The organism is Pseudomonas sp. FDAARGOS_380 (assembly GCF_002591235.1).
Taxonomy (GTDB): domain Bacteria; phylum Pseudomonadota; class Gammaproteobacteria; order Pseudomonadales; family Pseudomonadaceae; genus Aquipseudomonas; species Aquipseudomonas salmasensis.
The window spans coordinates 2,105,282-2,122,072 of record NZ_CP023969.1 but is presented as its reverse complement, the minus strand read 5'-3'; the positions used below and the strand labels follow the sequence as shown (position 1 = coordinate 2,122,072).

Sequence of the window (16,791 nt, the reverse complement as noted above, 5' to 3'; positions counted from 1 at the left end):
TCATGGAGCGGCAACTGGACGCTTACTGCGCTCACCTGCGCAATGAGCGCCAGGTGTCGCCCCATACGCTGGAAGCTTATCGGCGGGACTTGAACAAGGTCCTGGCCTATTGCGAAAAACAGCACGTCAGCAGTTGGAAAGCCCTGGATATCCAGGCCCTGCGCAGCCTGATCGCCCGGTTGCACCAACAAGGCCAGTCCTCACGCAGCCTGTCTCGCCTGCTGTCGGCGGTGCGCGGCCTCTATCACTACCTCAATCGCGAAGGCCTGTGCGACCACGACCCGGCCAATGGCCTGTCGCCGCCCAAAGGCGAACGGCGCCTGCCCAAAACCCTGGACACCGACCGCGCCCTGCAACTGCTCGACGGTGCCGTCGAGGATGACTTCCTGGCCCATCGCGACCAGGCCATCCTTGAGCTGTTCTATTCCTCGGGCCTGCGCCTGTCGGAGCTCACAGGCCTGAACCTCGATCAACTGGACCTCGCCGATGGCTTGGTGCAAGTGCTCGGCAAAGGCAGCAAGACCCGCGTACTGCCCGTGGGCAGGAAAGCCCGTGAAGCCTTGCAGCTATGGCTGCCGCTACGCCTGCTGACCAACCCGGCAGACGATGCTGTGTTTGTCAGCCAGCAAGGCCGGCGCCTGGGGCCACGGGCGATCCAACTGCGGGTCAAGGCCGCTGGCGAGCGCGAGCTGGGGCAGAATCTGCACCCGCACATGTTGCGTCATTCCTTTGCCAGCCACCTGCTCGAATCCTCCCAGGACCTGCGCGCCGTGCAGGAATTGCTCGGGCACTCGGATATCAAGACCACGCAAATCTACACCCACCTCGACTTCCAGCACCTGGCAACGGTGTACGACAGCGCCCATCCACGGGCCAAACGCATCAAGGGCGGCGACTCATGAGTATCAAGCTGATCACCTTCGACCTGGACGACACCCTCTGGGACAACGTACCCGTCATCATCAGCGCCGAAGCGTCGATGCGCGAATGGCTGGCGACCCACGCGTCCAAGGTCGGCGACCTGCCCCTTGAGCATTTTGCCAGCCTGCGCCATCAGGTGTTGCAGCGTCATCCCGAACTCAAGCACCGCATCAGCCTGCTGCGCCATCGCGTGTTGATGCATGCGTTCGAGGAGGCCGGTTATCCCCAGCCTGAGGCCACAGAGATGGCGGATGTCTGCTTCGAAGCGTTCATCCACGCACGTCACCAACTCACCGTGTTCCCGGAAGCCGAGCCGATGCTCAAGGCGCTGCGCCAGCACTTCCTGCTGGGCGTGATCACCAATGGCAATGCCGATGTGCAGCGCGTGGGCCTGGCGGACTACTTTCACTTTGCCCTGCGCGCTGAAGATATCGGCATCGCCAAGCCGGATGCACGGCTGTTTCAGGAGGCGCTGCAACGTGGCGGTGTGGACGCCAGCGCGGCTGTGCATGTGGGCGATCATCCTGGGGATGATATTGCCGGCGCGCAGCAGGCGGGGCTACGGGCGGTGTGGTTCAACCCTACGGGCAAGGCCTGGGAGGGTGACAAGCGCCCGGATGCACAGATTCGCAGCCTGACGGAGTTGCCGGAGTTGCTGCATAGCTGGCAGTAACACCATAGATCAAAAAATGTGGGAGCGGGCTTGCTCGCGAATGCGCAGTGTCAGTTGATACCTTCATCACTGACCCACCGCATTCGCGAGCAAGCCCGCTCCCACATTTGATTTGTGGTGACCTGAGAGATTTAATTCCAGGCATGAAAAAGCCCGCAGCGACGGCGGGCTTTTTCTTACAAGCAGGAGGCAGACCTCAGATAGGTCGGCTGCCGTACTTGTTATCCGGCTTCTTCGGTGGATCAGCCACCACGTTGGCCTCGACTTCCTGCACTTTTCCGCCTTTAGCGAGGAACTCTTCCATCGCACGGGCCAGGGCATCGCGCTCTTTGTTCTTGGCCTCAACACTCGGCAACTCGTCTACCGAAACAGCCGCCTTGGCTTTGCCTTTGGCTTTGGGAGCCGCGTCATCGCCAACACTGTCATCGGCATCTTCCGCAACGTCGTCAGCCGCTACTGCTTCAAGACCGTCTTCGGTGTCGTCTTCATCACCTACTTCGAGGTCGTCTTGTTCCAGATCATCGTCGCTCATGTTCTACCTCATGACTTGCGAAAAGCAGATTAGTTATAGCCCAGCTTCACCCTCTGTCGAGGCCGCTGGAAAAAAATCAACATCCACAGGATTCCCTATGGCTTATGCCCCTTCACCGTGCAAGGTGGCGAGGACTTTACGAGCACCGCCATGATCACGGTGCTCGCCCAGATAAACACCTTGCCAGGTCCCTATCGCCAAGCGGCCGGCCTTGACCGGCAAACTCAACTGGCAGCCCAGCAGACTGGCCTTGAAGTGCGCCGGCAGATCATCCGGACCTTCGTCGTTATGTTCAAACCCTGCGCGACCTTGTGGCACCAGCAGGTTGAAAAAACGCTCGAAGTCACGGCGAACCGCCGGGTCGGCGTTCTCGTTGATGGTCAACGAGGCCGAGGTGTGCTGCAGCCACAGATGCAACAGGCCCACACGGCACGCCTTCAATTCAGGCAAGCCGGCAAGCAACTCGTCCGTTACCAAGTGAAAGCCCCGGGGCTTGGCCCGCAGGGTAATCAGGGTCTGTTGCCACATACAGTTCTCCGCCCATCGGCGCGCATTCTAGCGCGCTCTGAGAAAAAACAAAGGGCCGAATACGCCTTCATGCCTGTAAGACATTTGCACCCTTAAAAGTACTGTGTGGATCCCATCACAAACTCGATAAAAAACCCATGCACCTTTAGCCACAGACAAACGCCAGGCAAAAAAATGCCCGGCAAGCCGGGCATGTTTTTTCACGTAGTTACAAGTTGTAGCCGCGCTCGTTGTGCTGCGCCAGGTCGAGGCCTACCGCCTCTTCTTCTTCGGTGACACGCAGGCCCATGACCATGTCGAGCACCTTGAGGATGACGTAGGTCACGATCGCCGTGTAGATCACGGTGAAGCCCACGCCTTTGCACTGGATCCAGACTTGAGCTGCGATGTCGGTCACGGTGCCGAAGCCGCCCAGTGCCGGGGCTGCGAACACACCGGTGAGGATCGCACCGACGATACCGCCGATACCGTGCACGCCGAAAGCGTCCAGGGAGTCGTCATAACCCAGCTTGCGCTTGAGACTGGTCGCGCAGAAGAAGCACACCACACCAGCGACCAGGCCAATCACCAGGGCGCCCATCGGGCCCACGGTGCCCGCTGCCGGCGTCACGGCGACGAGGCCGGCGACCACGCCCGAGGCGATGCCCAGTGCGCTTGGCTTGCCGTGGGTGATCCATTCGGCAAACATCCAGCCCAGGGCCGCAGCGGCGGTGGCGATCTGAGTCACCAGCATCGCCATGCCCGCGGTGCCGTTGGCCGCCGCAGCGGAACCGGCGTTGAAGCCGAACCAGCCGATCCACAGCATGGCCGCACCCACCAGGGTATAGCCCAGATTATGCGGGGCCATCGGAGTGGTCGGGAAGCCTTTACGCTTGCCGAGCACGATGCACGCCACCAGGCCAGCCACACCCGCGTTGATGTGCACGACGGTGCCGCCCGCGAAGTCCAGCACGCCCCAGTCCCACATCAGGCCGCCGTTGCCGCTCCAGACCATGTGCGCGATCGGCGCATAGACCAGGGTGAACCAGATAGCCATGAAGATCAGCATCGCGGAGAACTTCATACGCTCAGCGAAAGCACCGACGATCAGCGCCGGGGTAATGATGGCGAAGGTCATCTGGAAGGTGATGAACACGGCTTCCGGAAACAGCGCCGCCGGCCCGGTGATGCTGGCCGGGGTGACACCCGCCAGGAACGCCTTACCCATGCCGCCGAAGAAGGAATTGAAGTTGACCACGCCTTGTTCCATACCGGTGGTATCGAACGCGATGCTGTAGCCGTAGACGACCCACAGGATGCTGATCAGGCCAGTGATGGCAAAGCACTGCATCATCACCGACAGAATGTTTTTGGAGCGGACCATGCCGCCGTAGAACAGCGCCAGGCCAGGGATGGTCATGAACAGCACCAGCGCGGTGGCAGTGAGCATCCAAGCGGTGTCGCCGGAATTGAGGACTGGAGCAGCCACTTCGTCTGCCGCCATGGCCAGGCTTGGCATTACGATGGACAGCAGGGCTCCGAGCCCTGCGAATTTACGCAGAGTCATATTGTTTTCTCCTGGGGCGTTGGGGTTTGGCGGCTTAGATTGCGTCGGTATCGGTTTCGCCGGTACGGATGCGAATAGCCTGTTCCAGATTGACCACGAAGATCTTGCCGTCACCGATCTTGCCGGTGTTGGCCGCCTTGGTTATCGCCTCGATAACCCGGTCAAGATCCTTGTCGTCAATGGCGACGTCGATCTTCACCTTCGGCAGGAAATCGACCACGTATTCCGCGCCGCGATACAGCTCGGTATGACCCTTCTGCCGACCGAAGCCCTTGACCTCAGTAACGGTAATGCCCTGCACGCCGATCTCGGACAGTGACTCGCGAACATCGTCCAACTTGAACGGCTTGATGATGGCAGTGACTAGCTTCATGAAAACTCTCTCCCGAATTTGGTGGACTTGCCCCAGGAAAACAAACCCGTCTCAAGTCTAAGCGCAGTGCCTGGCTTTGTAACGCATCGTCGCCTCGGCATTTGCCGTCGCGACACCAGCGAACCACTGGTGACGAGCCCTGTACCCCGGATCCGTCGGCGCACTGCATTCGTCACAGCGACTGCATCAGTGCATGGGTCATGATCGTCTAAGCAGAAACCTTGCCAGCTCCGTAAAAACCACTGAAATCAATCCATTGCCCGCTTGTGCCCACCTACGGGGCGCCTGCGTGGCCGCAATGCGCATCAAAACAGTGCGCGGCCGCCCGCCCCAATGCGCGAAAACCGTGCGCAACGGGGCGTGAAAATGACTATAGACGCTGCGTGATACACTGCCGGCCAACTGTTTTCCGGAATATGTCCAATGCTCGCGCCCAAAGACTTCCTCGACGCCCTGAGCGGCCACGCCTCTCGCCTGTTCAGCGGCGACACCCCGCTGCCCCGCAATGAAATCGAAAGCCAGTTCAAGGCTTTGCTACAGAGTGGTTTCAGCAAGCTCGACCTGGTCAGCCGGGAAGAGTTTGACAGCCAGATGGTGGTGCTGGCCCGCACACGTGCGCGACTGGAGAGCCTGGAGGCGAAGGTGGCTGAACTTGAAGCACGGTTGACGCCACCCTCTGCTGAATAAACACGGTGAGCGTGGGAGCTGACTTGCCTGCGATGGCCATAGGTATCTACACAACTTTGGTGTGACGCTGGACCTGTGGCGAGGGAGCTTGCTCCCGTGACGACCGGATAGCCGACGCTGTTCTAACTGACGCACCGCGATCCAAATGTGGGAGCTGGCTTGCCTGCGATAGCGGCCTGACAGTCAACACAGCTGGATTGTGTACATATCCATTCCTGCGGTAACGGCCACTTAGGGTTCCGCCCTGACGGCGGCTCACTTTTGAAAAGCGCAAAAGTAAGCAAAACGCTCTTGCCCCACCACTCGGCACCTCGCCTAGGCTCGGTGTGCCCGTAATCCGCCAGAGATTTGGGGGGCCGCCGCCACGCGCCATCCATGGCGCGGGGCGGCTAAACCGGCATCCCTGCCGGTTTACCCCCCAAATCCCTGTCGAATTCCGGCCAGCGTGGTTTGACGGGGCGCCTAAGATCAAAAGCAGATCAAGAGCGACTCGCTTCGCATCGTGGTTACCGTTTGCTGCGACAGCCTACAAAGTTGTGTAGATACCTATGCCGCGATGGCGGTGCATCAGCGGATGATTCTTTGCTGACACACCGCCATCGCAGGCAAGCCCGCTCCCACATTTTTTTGCATTGCTGCCCCGGATACGTTCTGTAAAACCTCCCCCGCCCCGCTCCATCCCACCTCGTCTACCCTTGAAAAAAACCGCAGGAAGCGGCCCTCCCATTCAAGGAACGAGCATGTCCCTCGCCATCGTCCACAGCCGCGCCCAGGTCGGTGTAGAAGCCCCCGCCGTCACCGTCGAAGTGCATATGGCCAACGGCCTGCCGTCTCTCACCTTGGTGGGTTTGCCCGAAACCGCAGTGAAGGAAAGCAAAGACCGCGTGCGCAGTGCCATCCTCAACTCGGCGCTGCAATACCCGGCCCGCCGCATCACGCTCAACCTCGCGCCCGCCGACCTGCCCAAGGACGGCGGGCGTTTTGATCTGGCGATTGCCCTGGGCATCCTGGCGGCCAGTGTGCAGGTGCCGGCCTTGATGCTCGATGACGTGGAATGCCTTGGGGAATTGGCGCTGTCCGGCGAGGTGCGCGCGGTGAAGGGCGTGTTGCCGGCCGCGCTGGCGGCGCGCAAGGCCGGGCGCACCGTGATAGTGCCGCGTGCCAATGCCGAGGAGGCGTGCCTGGCTTCGGGATTGAAGGTGATTGCGGTGGATCACTTGCTTCAAGTGGTGGCGCACTTGAATGGGCATGTGCCGATGGAGCCCTACAGGTCCGACGGTTTGCTGTACTTGAACAAGCCTTACCCGGACCTGAGTGAAGTACAGGGCCAACTCGCGGCCAAGCGCGCATTGCTGATCGCGGCGGCGGGCGCGCATAACCTGCTGTTCAGCGGGCCACCGGGTACCGGCAAGACCTTATTGGCCAGCCGGCTACCGGGTTTGCTGCCGCCGTTGAGCGAGCAGGAAGCACTGGAAGTGGCCGCTATCCAATCCGTGGTCAGCCTGGCACCGCTGAGCCATTGGCCCAACCGCCCGTTCCGTCAGCCACACCACTCGGCATCCGGGCCGGCACTGGTGGGTGGCGGCTCGAAGCCACAACCGGGGGAAATCACCCTGGCCCATCACGGGGTGTTGTTCCTGGATGAGCTGCCAGAGTTCGATCGCAAGGTGCTGGAGGTGCTGCGTGAGCCATTGGAGTCGGGGCACATCGTGATCTCCCGCGCCCGTGACCGTGTGAGCTTCCCGGCACGCTTTCAACTGGTCGCGGCGATGAACCCCTGCCCTTGCGGCTACATGGGCGAGCCCAGCGGGCGTTGCCGGTGTACACCGGAGCAGATCCAGCGTTATCGCAACAAGCTATCCGGCCCTTTGCTGGACCGGATTGATTTGCACCTGACCGTCGCGCGGGAAGCCACTGCCCTGAGCCCCACTCAACAGGCGGGCGATACCACGGCCGATGCCTCGGTGCGGGTAGCGCAAGCACGCGAGCGCCAACAGCAACGCCAGGGGTGTGCCAATGCTTTTCTGGACCTGCCGGGGCTGCGCCAGCACTGCAAGCTGCCAAAGGTCGACGAGGGTTGGCTGGAGACCGCCTGCGAGCGGTTGACACTGTCACTGCGGGCGGCCCATCGGCTGCTGAAGGTGGCGCGCACCTTGGCGGACCTGGACCAGATGGACGCCATCACCCGTGACCATCTGAAGGAGGCCCTGCAATACCGCCCCACATCCGTGACTTGAGCCTTACGCAATATCAATGTGGGAGCGGGCTTGCTCGCGAATGCGGTAAATCAGTAGCAGATGGGTGATCTGACACTCCGCATTCGCGAGCAAGCCCGCACACAATTTGTTTGGCGGTGCGTCAGCGAAACCGATCCACCTCATGGCGCAAGCCTGCCGCCAAGGTCTCCAGTTCCTTGGCGGTAACCGCCAGGTTCGACACCACTTCACGCTGCTCGCTGTTGGCCAGCGCAATGCTCTGCAGGTTGCTGCTGAGCAAGGTCGCGGTGCTGCTCTGCTCCTGGGTGGCGGTGGTGATCGCTGCGAACTGCTGGCCGGCCGAGCGGCTTTGCTCGTCGATACGCGCCAGGGCCGAGGCCACGTCGGCGTTGCGCGACAGGCCTTCCTGCATCAGCGCATTACCATGCTCCATGGTGCTGATGGCGTTGCCGGTTTCCTGCTGGATGCTCTGGATCATGCCGGAAATTTCATCGGTGGCCTGGCGGGTGCGCGAAGCCAGGTTGCGCACCTCATCGGCGACCACGGCGAAACCACGGCCTTGCTCGCCGGCGCGGGCAGCTTCGATGGCGGCGTTGAGCGCCAGCAGGTTGGTCTGTTCAGCGATGGCGGTAATCACGCCGACAATCCCGCCGATTTCCTGGGAACGCTGGCCCAGGGTGTTGATCACGGCAGCGGTGCTGTTCAGCGCGGTGGCGATATGTTCCAGGGACGATGAGGCCTCTTGCATCGAGGTGCGGCCAATACGGGTTTGCTGGGCATTCTCTTGAGCCAGGCGCTCGGTATTACCCATGTTGTCGGCGATATTCAGCGAAGTAGCACTGAACTCTTCCACTGCGCCAGCCATGCTGGTGATCTCGCCGGACTGTTGCTCCATGCCTTCGTAGGCACCACCAGACAAGCCCGAAAGCGCCTGGGCGCGGCTGTTGACCTGTTCGGCGGCGGTACGGATATGCGACACCATGGTCGACAGCGCTTCACCCATCTGGTTGAAACTGCGCGCCAACTGGCCGATTTCGTCATGGCTGGATACATTGAGCCGCGCACTCAAATCGCCCGCACCCAGGGCCTGAGCCTGGCGTACCAGCTCGCTCAATGGCGCCAGCTTGCTGCGCAACAGCCACACCGTGGCGCCCACTGCCAGCAACATCGCCAGCACACTGCCGATCACCAGGCGGATGCCGACCTCCCAGGTCACGGCGCGAATCTCAGCCTTGGGCATGCTCGCTACCACCGCCCAAGGGCCGCCTTCGAACGGCACCGAGACGCTATAGAAATCTTCGTTCTTGTCACTCCAGAAACGGCCTGCCCCCGGCTTTTTCGCCAGGTCGAGCATCACGGCAATCGCCTGATCCGGCGCTTGCACGCCAGCCGGCGGCACCAGCCAGTGCTTTTGCTCATCGAGCAGCGCGAGGGAGCCGGTCTGGCCAATGCGGAAGCGCTTGAGGTTTTCAAACTGGGCGTTCTGGGCATCGGTGTAATCGAAACCGATGAACAGCACGGCGATGACCTGGCCACTGCTGTCACGCACGGGGCTGTATTGGGTCATATAGGAGCGGTCGAACAACACGGCACGGCCGATGTAGGTCTGGCCGCTCACAACGCGCTGGTAGGCCGCGCCCTGACGGTCAAGCACGGTGCCAATGGCGCGATTGCCATCCTGCTTGGCCAGGGAGGTGCTGACGCGGATAAAGTCGTCGCCGCTGCGCACGAACACCGTGGCCACGCCACCGGACATCTGCTTGAACTCATCCACTTCTTCGAAGTTGTTGTTCAGCACCTCGTTGCCCAGGTAGAGGCTCGGCGTCTGCACGCCGGCCACGGCCACGGGTTGGTCCGCACGCACACTCAAGCCTGCGCCGAAGCGCTTTTCAAACAGCCCGCTCAAACGCTGGGTGCTTTCGCGCAGGGTGCTGTGGAAGGTGTTGAGTTGGTCGGCGAGCAAACGCGCCTCGCTGGCCAGGTGCTCCTCGCGGGTGGCGAGGTTGGCGGAGTCGAGGGTACGCAAGGCAAAGACCGTACTGCCGCTGATGACGACAGCGAGAATCACGGCGAGTGCGAGGCCTAACTGGGAGGCAATCCGGGCACGGGGTTGAGACATGACAGCTCCTGGCCGAGGCCAGGATCATCCTGATCTCATAGCGCTGCTCGGCAAATTATCTAGTGGGAAACGTTGATGCACGATGGTTCCAACCCCCTTCTTCGGCGGCATTTGGCAATACTTGAGCGAATCACAGGGGTATCCCGCAAACGATTGCACTAACAACTCGCCGCCACTCAATCGAGGCGTTCGACCCGAGGCAATTCCATCGCCTTGACTTCACCCTGAAGAAATTCCGCCAGCCGTCGCAAGCGCTCACCACCGGGACGGGTTTTCGGCCACACCAGGTAGTAGCTTTCCCCACTGGCGACCGCCGTGGGCCATGGCAGGCTCAGGCGTCCCTGTGCCACGTCTTCGGCCACCATCAGCAAATCACCCATGGAGACGCCATAGCCTCGGGCGGCGGCGATCATGCCCAGCTCAAGCGTGTCGAACACCTGCCCACCCTTGAGTGAAACCTGAGACGAGAGCCCCATGCGCTGCAACCAGTAACGCCAGTCGCGACGGTCCGGGGTCGGGTGCAGCAACTCGGCGGTTGCCAACCGAGTCACGTCCCAGGGACCGTCGTCCAACAGATTGGGCGCTCCCACCGGGATCAGCATTTCCGCAAACAGATAACTGGCCTCCCAGTCCACCGGAAAGTGCCCGTTGCTGAGCAACACCGCGCAGTCGAACGGTTCTTGGTTGAAGTCCACTTCATCGATGCTCATCCACGCACTGGTGAGCTGCACCTCATTGCCTGGCTGCAAGGCGCGGAAGCGACTCAGCCGCGCCAGCAGCCAGCGCATGGTCAAGGTGGACGGCGCCTTCATACGCAGGATGTCATCTTCGGCATTCAAGGTATGGCAAGCACGCTCCAGGGCAGCGAAGCCTTCCCGTACGCCAGGCAGTAACAAACGCGCCGCTTCCGTGAGCTGCAACGTGCGACCGCTGCGCTGGAACAACCGGCAGGCAAAATAATCTTCGAGCGTGCGGATATGCCGGCTGATCGCACTTTGGGTAATCGACAATTCTTCAGCCGCACGGGTAAACGAGTGGTGGCGGGAGGCGGCTTCAAATGCCCGCAAGGCGTAAAGAGGAGGAAGACGACGGGACATGCTGAAAGCTCCGACTGCGCAATCTGGAAACCCTACCAGAATCGCTCAAGTATGAGTTTTAATCATGCCAACGATCGCTTTTATCCTTTTGTGCAATGGGCTGAATGCGCCGAGAATCAACCCTTCCCCACTGTCCTGACTATTCGAGTGTGATGATCATGCAACATCCGGCACGTACCGAACTCTGGGCCATTCTGCGGCTATCGGGGCCGTTGATTGCCTCACAGTTGGCGCACATGCTGATGGTGCTGACCGACACCTTGATGATGGCGCGCTTGAGCCCCGAGGCCCTGGCCGGCGGAGGCCTGGGCGCGGCGAGCTATTCGTTCGTGGCGATCTTCTGCATCGGCGTGATTGCAGCCGTGGGCACCCTCGTCGCCATTCGCCATGGCGCCGGCGATATCGACGGCGCCACTCGCCTGACCCAGGCCGGGCTGTGGCTGGCGTGGTTGATGGCCCTGGCGGCGGCGCTGCTGCTATGGAACTTGAAGCCGGTGCTGTTGATGTTCGGCCAGACCGAAACCAACGTGCAGGCAGCCGGGCAATTCCTGACGATCCTGCCCTTTGCCCTGCCCGGCTACCTGAGCTTCATGGCCCTGCGCGGCTTTACCAGCGCCATCGGCAAGGCCACCCCGGTGATGGTGATCAGCCTGTGCGGCACCGTGGTCAACTACCTGCTCAACCATGCGCTGATCGAAGGCATGTTCGGCCTGCCGAAACTGGGCCTGATGGGCATCGGCCTGGTGACCGCCATCGTCGCCAATGGCATGGCGCTGGCATTGATGTGGTACATCCGCAGCAACCGCGCCTACGCCGCTTACCCGCTGGGCACCGGCCTGCTGCGCCTGAATACCCACTACCTGCGCGAACTGTGGCGCCTGGGCCTGCCGATTGGCGGCACCTATGCGGTAGAAGTCGGGTTGTTTGCCTTTGCGGCATTGTGCATGGGCACCATGGGCAGCACGCAGTTGGCGGCGCATCAGATCGCCCTGCAGATTGTCTCGGTGGCCTTCATGGTGCCGGCGGGGATGTCCTACGCGGTGACCATGCGCATCGGTCAGCACTACGGCGCCGGGCAGTTGCTGCAAGCACGCTTGGCCGGACGGGTCGGCATAGGGTTCGGCGCCATGGTGATGTTGGGGTTTGCCGCGGTGCTGTGGCTGTTTTCCGACCCGCTGATCGGACTGTTCCTCGACCATGACGACCCGGCATTCCATGACGTCATCGTGCTGGCAGTGAGCCTACTGGCCGTCGCTGCCTGGTTCGAATTGTTCGACGGCGTGCAGACCATCGCCATGGGTTGTATCCGTGGCTTGAAGGACGCCAAGACCACCTTCCTGGTGGGGCTGGGTTGCTATTGGCTGATTGGTGCACCGTCGGCCTGGTTGATGGCGTTCACCCTGGGCTGGGGGCCAACCGGCGTCTGGTGGGGCCTGGCACTGGGCCTGGCGTGTGCAGCGGTGAGCCTGACCTGGGCGTTTGAGGCGAAGATGAAACGGATGATTCGGCAGGAGCCGGATGCTCCTGTTGGATTCCAAGCGGCACTGGCTGACTAGCGAATGCACGCGGTCCATGTGGAGGCTGGCTTGCCTGCGATAGCGGTAGTGAATCCAACACCGCCATCGCAGCATAGGATCTACACAACTTTGTGGGTTGTAACAGCAGACGGTAACCACGATGCGAAGCGAGTCGCTCTTGATCTGCTTTTGATCTTAGGCGCCCCGTTAAACCACGCTGGCCGAACGCAGGCTTGAATTCGTGGGTAACCCGGCAGGACGCCGGGTTAGCCGCCCCGCGCCATGGATGGCGCGTGGCGGCGGCCCACGAATTCAAGCCTGTGTTCGGGCACACCGAGCCTAAGCGAGGTGCCGAGTGGTGGGGCAAGAGCGTTTTGCTTACTTTTGCGCTTTTTCAAAAGTGAGCCGCCGTCAGGGCGGAACCCTAAGTGGCCGTTACCGCAGGAATGGATATGTATTCGGTATAGCTGTGTCGCCTATCAGGCCGCCTTCGCGCTCCCACAGTTTGATTGTGGGGTGTCAGGTAGATAGGCGTCGGCTGGCAGGCCGCTATCGCAGGCAAGCCAGCTCCCACATTTGGACCACTTTAAAGGCTTAACCCAACAGCGCCTGCTGGCTTTGCCCGAACAGCAGGTATTCCACCAGTTCTGGCAAGGGCAACGGCTTGCTGATCAGGTAACCCTGGACCTGGTCGCACCCAAACAAGCGCAAAAGCTCAAGCTGCTCGGGGGTTTCCACGCCTTCGGCCACCACTTCCAGGTTGAGGTTGTGGGCCAGGTTGATCATGGCGTGCACCAGCTTGCGGTTTTCTTCGCGCTCTTCCATGCCGCCGACAAAACTCTTGTCGATCTTCAACAAGGCAATCGGCAGGCTGTTGAGGTGCACAAACGACGAGAAACCGGTGCCGAAGTCATCCAGGGAAAACCGCACACCCAGCCTTCCAAGGGCATCCATGGTCTGTTTGACCAGGTCGCTGCGGCGCATCACGGCGGTTTCGGTCAGTTCGAACTCCAGCCATTGCGCTTCCACGCCGCGCTCGGCAATCAGGCGGCTGAGGGTGGACAGCAACTGGCTGTCCTGAAACTGGCGAAACGACAGGTTGACCGCCATGTGCAGCGGCGGTAGGCCGCGTTCACGCAGGTCTTGCATGTCGCGCAGGGCGCGGGAGATCACCCAGTAACCCAATGGCACGATCAGGCCACTCTGTTCGGCCAGCGGCACGAATTCGCTGGGCGGCAACAGGCCCCGCTCGCCGTGGCGCCAGCGCACCAGGGCTTCGAGGCCAACGATATGGCCGTCGTCCAGGTCCAGGCGCGGCTGGTAATGCAGCTCCAACTCATCGCGGCGCAAGGCCCGGCGCAGCTCGCTTTCCAAGTCGGCCAGGCTGCGGGCGTTGCGGTTGATGCGTTCATTGAAGATATGAAAGGTGCAGCCCTGGGTGCTTTTGGCCTGCTGCATGGCGATATGGGCGTGCCACATCAACGGGTCGGCGCCCGCACGGGCTCGGGCATGGGCCATGCCCAGGCTGCAACCGATCAACAGGCTTTCGCCATCTACCCAATAGGGTTCGGCCATCACTTCAGTGATGCGCTCGGCCATCCATTCGGCGCGCTGGGGCGCCCGGCGGGTATCAATCAGCAAGGCAAACTCATCGCTGCCCAGGCGCGCCAGTTGGTCCCCGGCTTCGAGCTGGCTCTTGAGCCGCGACACCACTTGCAGGATCAACCGGTCGCCCGCCTGATGGCCGAGGGCATCGTTGGCGTGACGAAAATTGTCCAGGTCCAGGTGACCGAGGGCCAGGCCGCGGCCGTCGTTTTCTGCCAAGCGCGCGGCCAGCAAGGTCTGGAAGCCCTGGCGGTTGGCGATACCGGTGAGCGGGTCCTGCTCGGCCAGGCGCTGCAAGGTGTTCTCCAGCACGCCGCGCTCGCGCACATGGCGCAGGCAGCGGCGCAATGTGTCGGCGTCCAATGCCTCCAGCACCAACCAATCGCTGACACCCAGCGGCGACACCAGTGGCTCCTGCTCCAGCAGTAATACACACGGCAGGCTGCACCGGCCGGGGCCGGGCTGCAGGCTGGGCGTGGTCAATAACACAGCACCCTGGTCGTCATCGAACAGGCGGCTCACCGAGTCCCAGTTGGGCGCACTGATCAGCACAGCCCCTTCGCCCATCGGCGCCAGGCACTCGCGCAACAACGCTGCCCACTCGGGCTCATCGGCCAGCAGCAGCAAACGCAAGGGTTCGACAGGCGTAGACACGCTAACTCCCTAGACTCTGCAAAATTTCATTAGCGGTGCCATTATGACGTGCGGCCTGACAATGACAAAGGATGACAAATGATAGTTGTTATCAAATGCGCAGACTGTAAATAATCGTCTCGGATATTCCTCCACATCCTGCGGCAAAGTAGCAAAACCGGCAAATTTAGATCGAGTGGTACGTCACACCGTCGTTCTATGGCAGCAGAATCTTTCCAGCCTGTTAAAATGCCCGCCCTTTTGAACAACGACCCCTAAAATTCCGTATGTCCCGACTCAATCCCCGGCAGCAAGAAGCCGTGAACTACGTCGGCGGCCCTCTATTGGTGCTCGCCGGTGCAGGCTCCGGCAAGACCAGCGTGATCACCCGCAAGATCGCGCACTTGATCCAGAACTGCGGCATCCGCGCCCAGTACATCGTCGCCATGACCTTTACCAACAAGGCGGCGCGAGAAATGAAAGAGCGCGTCGGCACCCTGCTCAAGGGTGGCGAAGGCCGTGGCCTCACCGTGTGTACCTTCCACAACCTGGGCCTGAATATAATCCGCAAGGAGCATGTGCGGCTGGGCTACAAGCCGGGCTTCTCGATCTTCGACGAGACCGACGTCAAGGCCTTGATGACCGACATCATGCAGAAGGAATACGCGGGCGACGACGGCGTCGACGAGATCAAGAACATGATCGGCGCCTGGAAAAACGACCTGATCCTGCCCGCCGAAGCCCTGGAAGCCGCGCGCAACCCCAAGGAACAGACCGCCGCCATCGTCTACACCCACTACCAGCGCACGCTCAAGGCGTTCAACGCGGTGGACTTCGACGACCTGATCCTGCTGCCGGTCAAGCTGTTCCAGGAACACAAGGACATCCTGGAAAAGTGGCAAAACAAGGTACGCTACCTGCTGGTGGACGAATACCAGGACACCAACGCCAGCCAATACCTGCTGGTGAAGTTGCTGATCGGCACGCGCAACCAGTTCACCGTGGTGGGCGACGACGACCAGTCGATCTACGCCTGGCGCGGCGCCCGCCCGGAAAACCTGATGCTGCTCAAGGAAGACTACCCCTCCTTGAAAGTGGTGATGCTGGAGCAGAATTACCGCTCCACCAGCCGTATCCTGCGCTGCGCCAACGTGCTGATCTCCAACAACCCCCACGAGTTTGAAAAACAACTGTGGAGCGAGATGGGCCATGGCGACGAGATCCGTGTGATCCGCTGCCGCAACGAAGACGCCGAAGCCGAGCGCGTGGCCGTGGAAATCCTCAGCCTGCACTTGCGCACCGACCGGCCCTACAGCGACTTTGCGATCCTGTATCGCGGCAACTACCAGGCCAAGCTGATCGAGCTGAAACTGCAGCACCACCAGGTGCCGTATCGCCTGTCGGGCGGCAACAGCTTTTTCGGACGCCAGGAAGTCAAAGACCTGATGGCCTACTTCCGGCTGATCGTGAACCCGGACGACGACAACGCCTTCCTGCGCGTGATCAACGTGCCACGCCGGGAAATCGGCTCGACGACCCTGGAAAAGCTCGGCAACTACGCCACCGAACGCAAGATCTCGATGTACGCCGCCACCGACGAAATCGGCCTGGGCGAACACCTGGACACGCGCTTCACCGATCGCCTGTCACGCTTCAAGCGCTTCATGGATAAGGTGCGCGAGCAGTGCGCCGGCGAAGACCCGATCAGCGCCCTGCGCAGCATGGTCATGGACATCGACTATGAAAACTGGCTGCGCACCAACAGCTCCAGCGACAAGGCCGCGGATTACCGCATGGGCAACGTCTGGTTCCTGATCGAAGCGCTGAAGAACACCCTGGAAAAAGACGAAGACGGCGAAATGACCGTCGAGGACGCCATCGGCAAGCTGGTGTTGCGCGACATGCTCGAGCGTCAGCAAGAAGAGGAAGACGGCGCCGAAGGCGTGCAGATGATGACCTTGCATGCGTCCAAGGGCCTGGAATTTCCCTACGTGTTCATCATGGGCATGGAAGAGGAAATCCTCCCGCACCGCTCCAGCATCGAAGCCGACACCATCGAGGAAGAACGCCGCCTGGCCTACGTGGGCATTACCCGCGCACGTCAGACCCTGGCCTTCACCTTTGCCGCCAAGCGCAAGCAATACGGTGAAATCATCGATTGTGCCCCCAGCCGGTTTCTGGATGAACTGCCGCCGGACGACCTGGCCTGGGAAGGCAATGACGACACCCCCACCGAGGTGAAGGCCGTTCGCGGCAACACCGCCTTGGCGGATATACGCGCGATGCTAAAGCGCTAGAATCGACTACTTTTTAATCTACTTTCGGCGCACAACGCGCCATTAGA

General features: G+C 61.2%; 13 protein-coding genes. 6 read left to right on the top strand and 7 right to left on the bottom strand.

The window, feature by feature from the left end; translation table 11 throughout:
* Positions 1-2: 2 nt before the first annotated feature.
* Together xerC and CRN80_RS09895 are read left to right on the top strand one after the other, a co-directional pair.
* A complete protein-coding gene (gene xerC, locus CRN80_RS09900) occupies positions 3-902 on the top strand; it encodes a tyrosine recombinase XerC (protein WP_056790979.1) in 900 nt (299 codons plus the stop codon).
* Complete coding sequence (locus CRN80_RS09895; protein ID WP_098950054.1) at positions 899-1,594, top strand: HAD family hydrolase; 696 nt, start codon at positions 899-901, stop codon at positions 1,592-1,594. The genes xerC and CRN80_RS09895 overlap by 4 nt, the downstream gene beginning before the upstream one ends.
* A gap of 196 nt (positions 1,595-1,790) precedes the next feature.
* Here the strand turns inward: CRN80_RS09895 and sutA are convergent, their stop codons facing one another.
* The 4 genes from sutA to glnK all read right to left on the bottom strand — a co-directional run bounded on the left by sutA (position 1,791) and on the right by glnK (position 4,573).
* Positions 1,791-2,126, bottom strand: a complete 336-nt coding sequence (sutA, locus tag CRN80_RS09890) for a transcriptional regulator SutA (protein WP_003195427.1) — start codon at positions 2,124-2,126, stop codon at positions 1,791-1,793.
* Positions 2,127-2,228: 102 nt separating this feature from the next.
* Positions 2,229-2,654, bottom strand: a complete 426-nt coding sequence (locus CRN80_RS09885) for a secondary thiamine-phosphate synthase enzyme YjbQ (RefSeq protein WP_032894557.1) — start codon at positions 2,652-2,654, stop codon at positions 2,229-2,231.
* A gap of 208 nt (positions 2,655-2,862) precedes the next feature.
* A complete protein-coding gene (locus CRN80_RS09880; protein WP_020302863.1) occupies positions 2,863-4,200 on the bottom strand; it encodes an ammonium transporter in 1,338 nt (445 codons plus the stop codon).
* Positions 4,201-4,234: 34 nt separating this feature from the next.
* Positions 4,235-4,573, bottom strand: a complete 339-nt coding sequence (glnK, locus tag CRN80_RS09875) for a P-II family nitrogen regulator (protein WP_002555808.1) — start codon at positions 4,571-4,573, stop codon at positions 4,235-4,237.
* Positions 4,574-4,996: 423 nt separating this feature from the next.
* Between glnK and CRN80_RS09870 the strand changes: the two genes are divergently transcribed.
* Both CRN80_RS09870 and CRN80_RS09855 read left to right on the top strand, forming a co-directional pair.
* Positions 4,997-5,260 carry an accessory factor UbiK family protein gene (locus CRN80_RS09870; RefSeq protein ID WP_003195432.1) on the top strand — a complete coding sequence of 88 codons (264 nt, stop codon included), beginning with the start codon at positions 4,997-4,999 and terminating at the stop codon, positions 5,258-5,260.
* A gap of 740 nt (positions 5,261-6,000) precedes the next feature.
* On the top strand, positions 6,001-7,497 hold the full coding sequence (locus CRN80_RS09855) for a YifB family Mg chelatase-like AAA ATPase (RefSeq protein WP_098950052.1): 1,497 nt from the start codon (positions 6,001-6,003) through the stop codon (positions 7,495-7,497).
* Positions 7,498-7,618: 121 nt separating this feature from the next.
* On the opposite strand, the gene CRN80_RS09850 is transcribed toward CRN80_RS09855, so the two are convergent.
* Together CRN80_RS09850 and CRN80_RS09845 are read right to left on the bottom strand one after the other, a co-directional pair.
* Positions 7,619-9,595 carry a methyl-accepting chemotaxis protein gene (locus CRN80_RS09850; protein WP_032894554.1) on the bottom strand — a complete coding sequence of 659 codons (1,977 nt, stop codon included), beginning with the start codon at positions 9,593-9,595 and terminating at the stop codon, positions 7,619-7,621.
* Positions 9,596-9,771: 176 nt separating this feature from the next.
* A complete protein-coding gene (locus CRN80_RS09845; RefSeq protein ID WP_098950051.1) occupies positions 9,772-10,692 on the bottom strand; it encodes a LysR substrate-binding domain-containing protein in 921 nt (306 codons plus the stop codon).
* Positions 10,693-10,844: 152 nt separating this feature from the next.
* On the opposite strand from CRN80_RS09845, the gene CRN80_RS09840 reads away from it, so the two are divergent.
* Positions 10,845-12,248: a NorM family multidrug efflux MATE transporter gene (locus CRN80_RS09840; RefSeq protein ID WP_098950050.1), complete on the top strand. Its 1,404-nt coding sequence runs from the start codon at positions 10,845-10,847 to the stop codon at positions 12,246-12,248.
* A gap of 555 nt (positions 12,249-12,803) precedes the next feature.
* Here the strand turns inward: CRN80_RS09840 and CRN80_RS09830 are convergent.
* Complete coding sequence (locus tag CRN80_RS09830; protein ID WP_032894551.1) at positions 12,804-14,468, bottom strand: bifunctional diguanylate cyclase/phosphodiesterase; 1,665 nt, start codon at positions 14,466-14,468, stop codon at positions 12,804-12,806.
* Between the two features lie 266 nt (positions 14,469-14,734).
* Here CRN80_RS09830 and rep point away from each other — a divergent pair, with 266 nt between their 5' ends.
* On the top strand, positions 14,735-16,744 hold the full coding sequence (rep, locus tag CRN80_RS09825) for a DNA helicase Rep (RefSeq protein ID WP_003195444.1): 2,010 nt from the start codon (positions 14,735-14,737) through the stop codon (positions 16,742-16,744).
* Positions 16,745-16,791 lie beyond the last annotated feature (47 nt).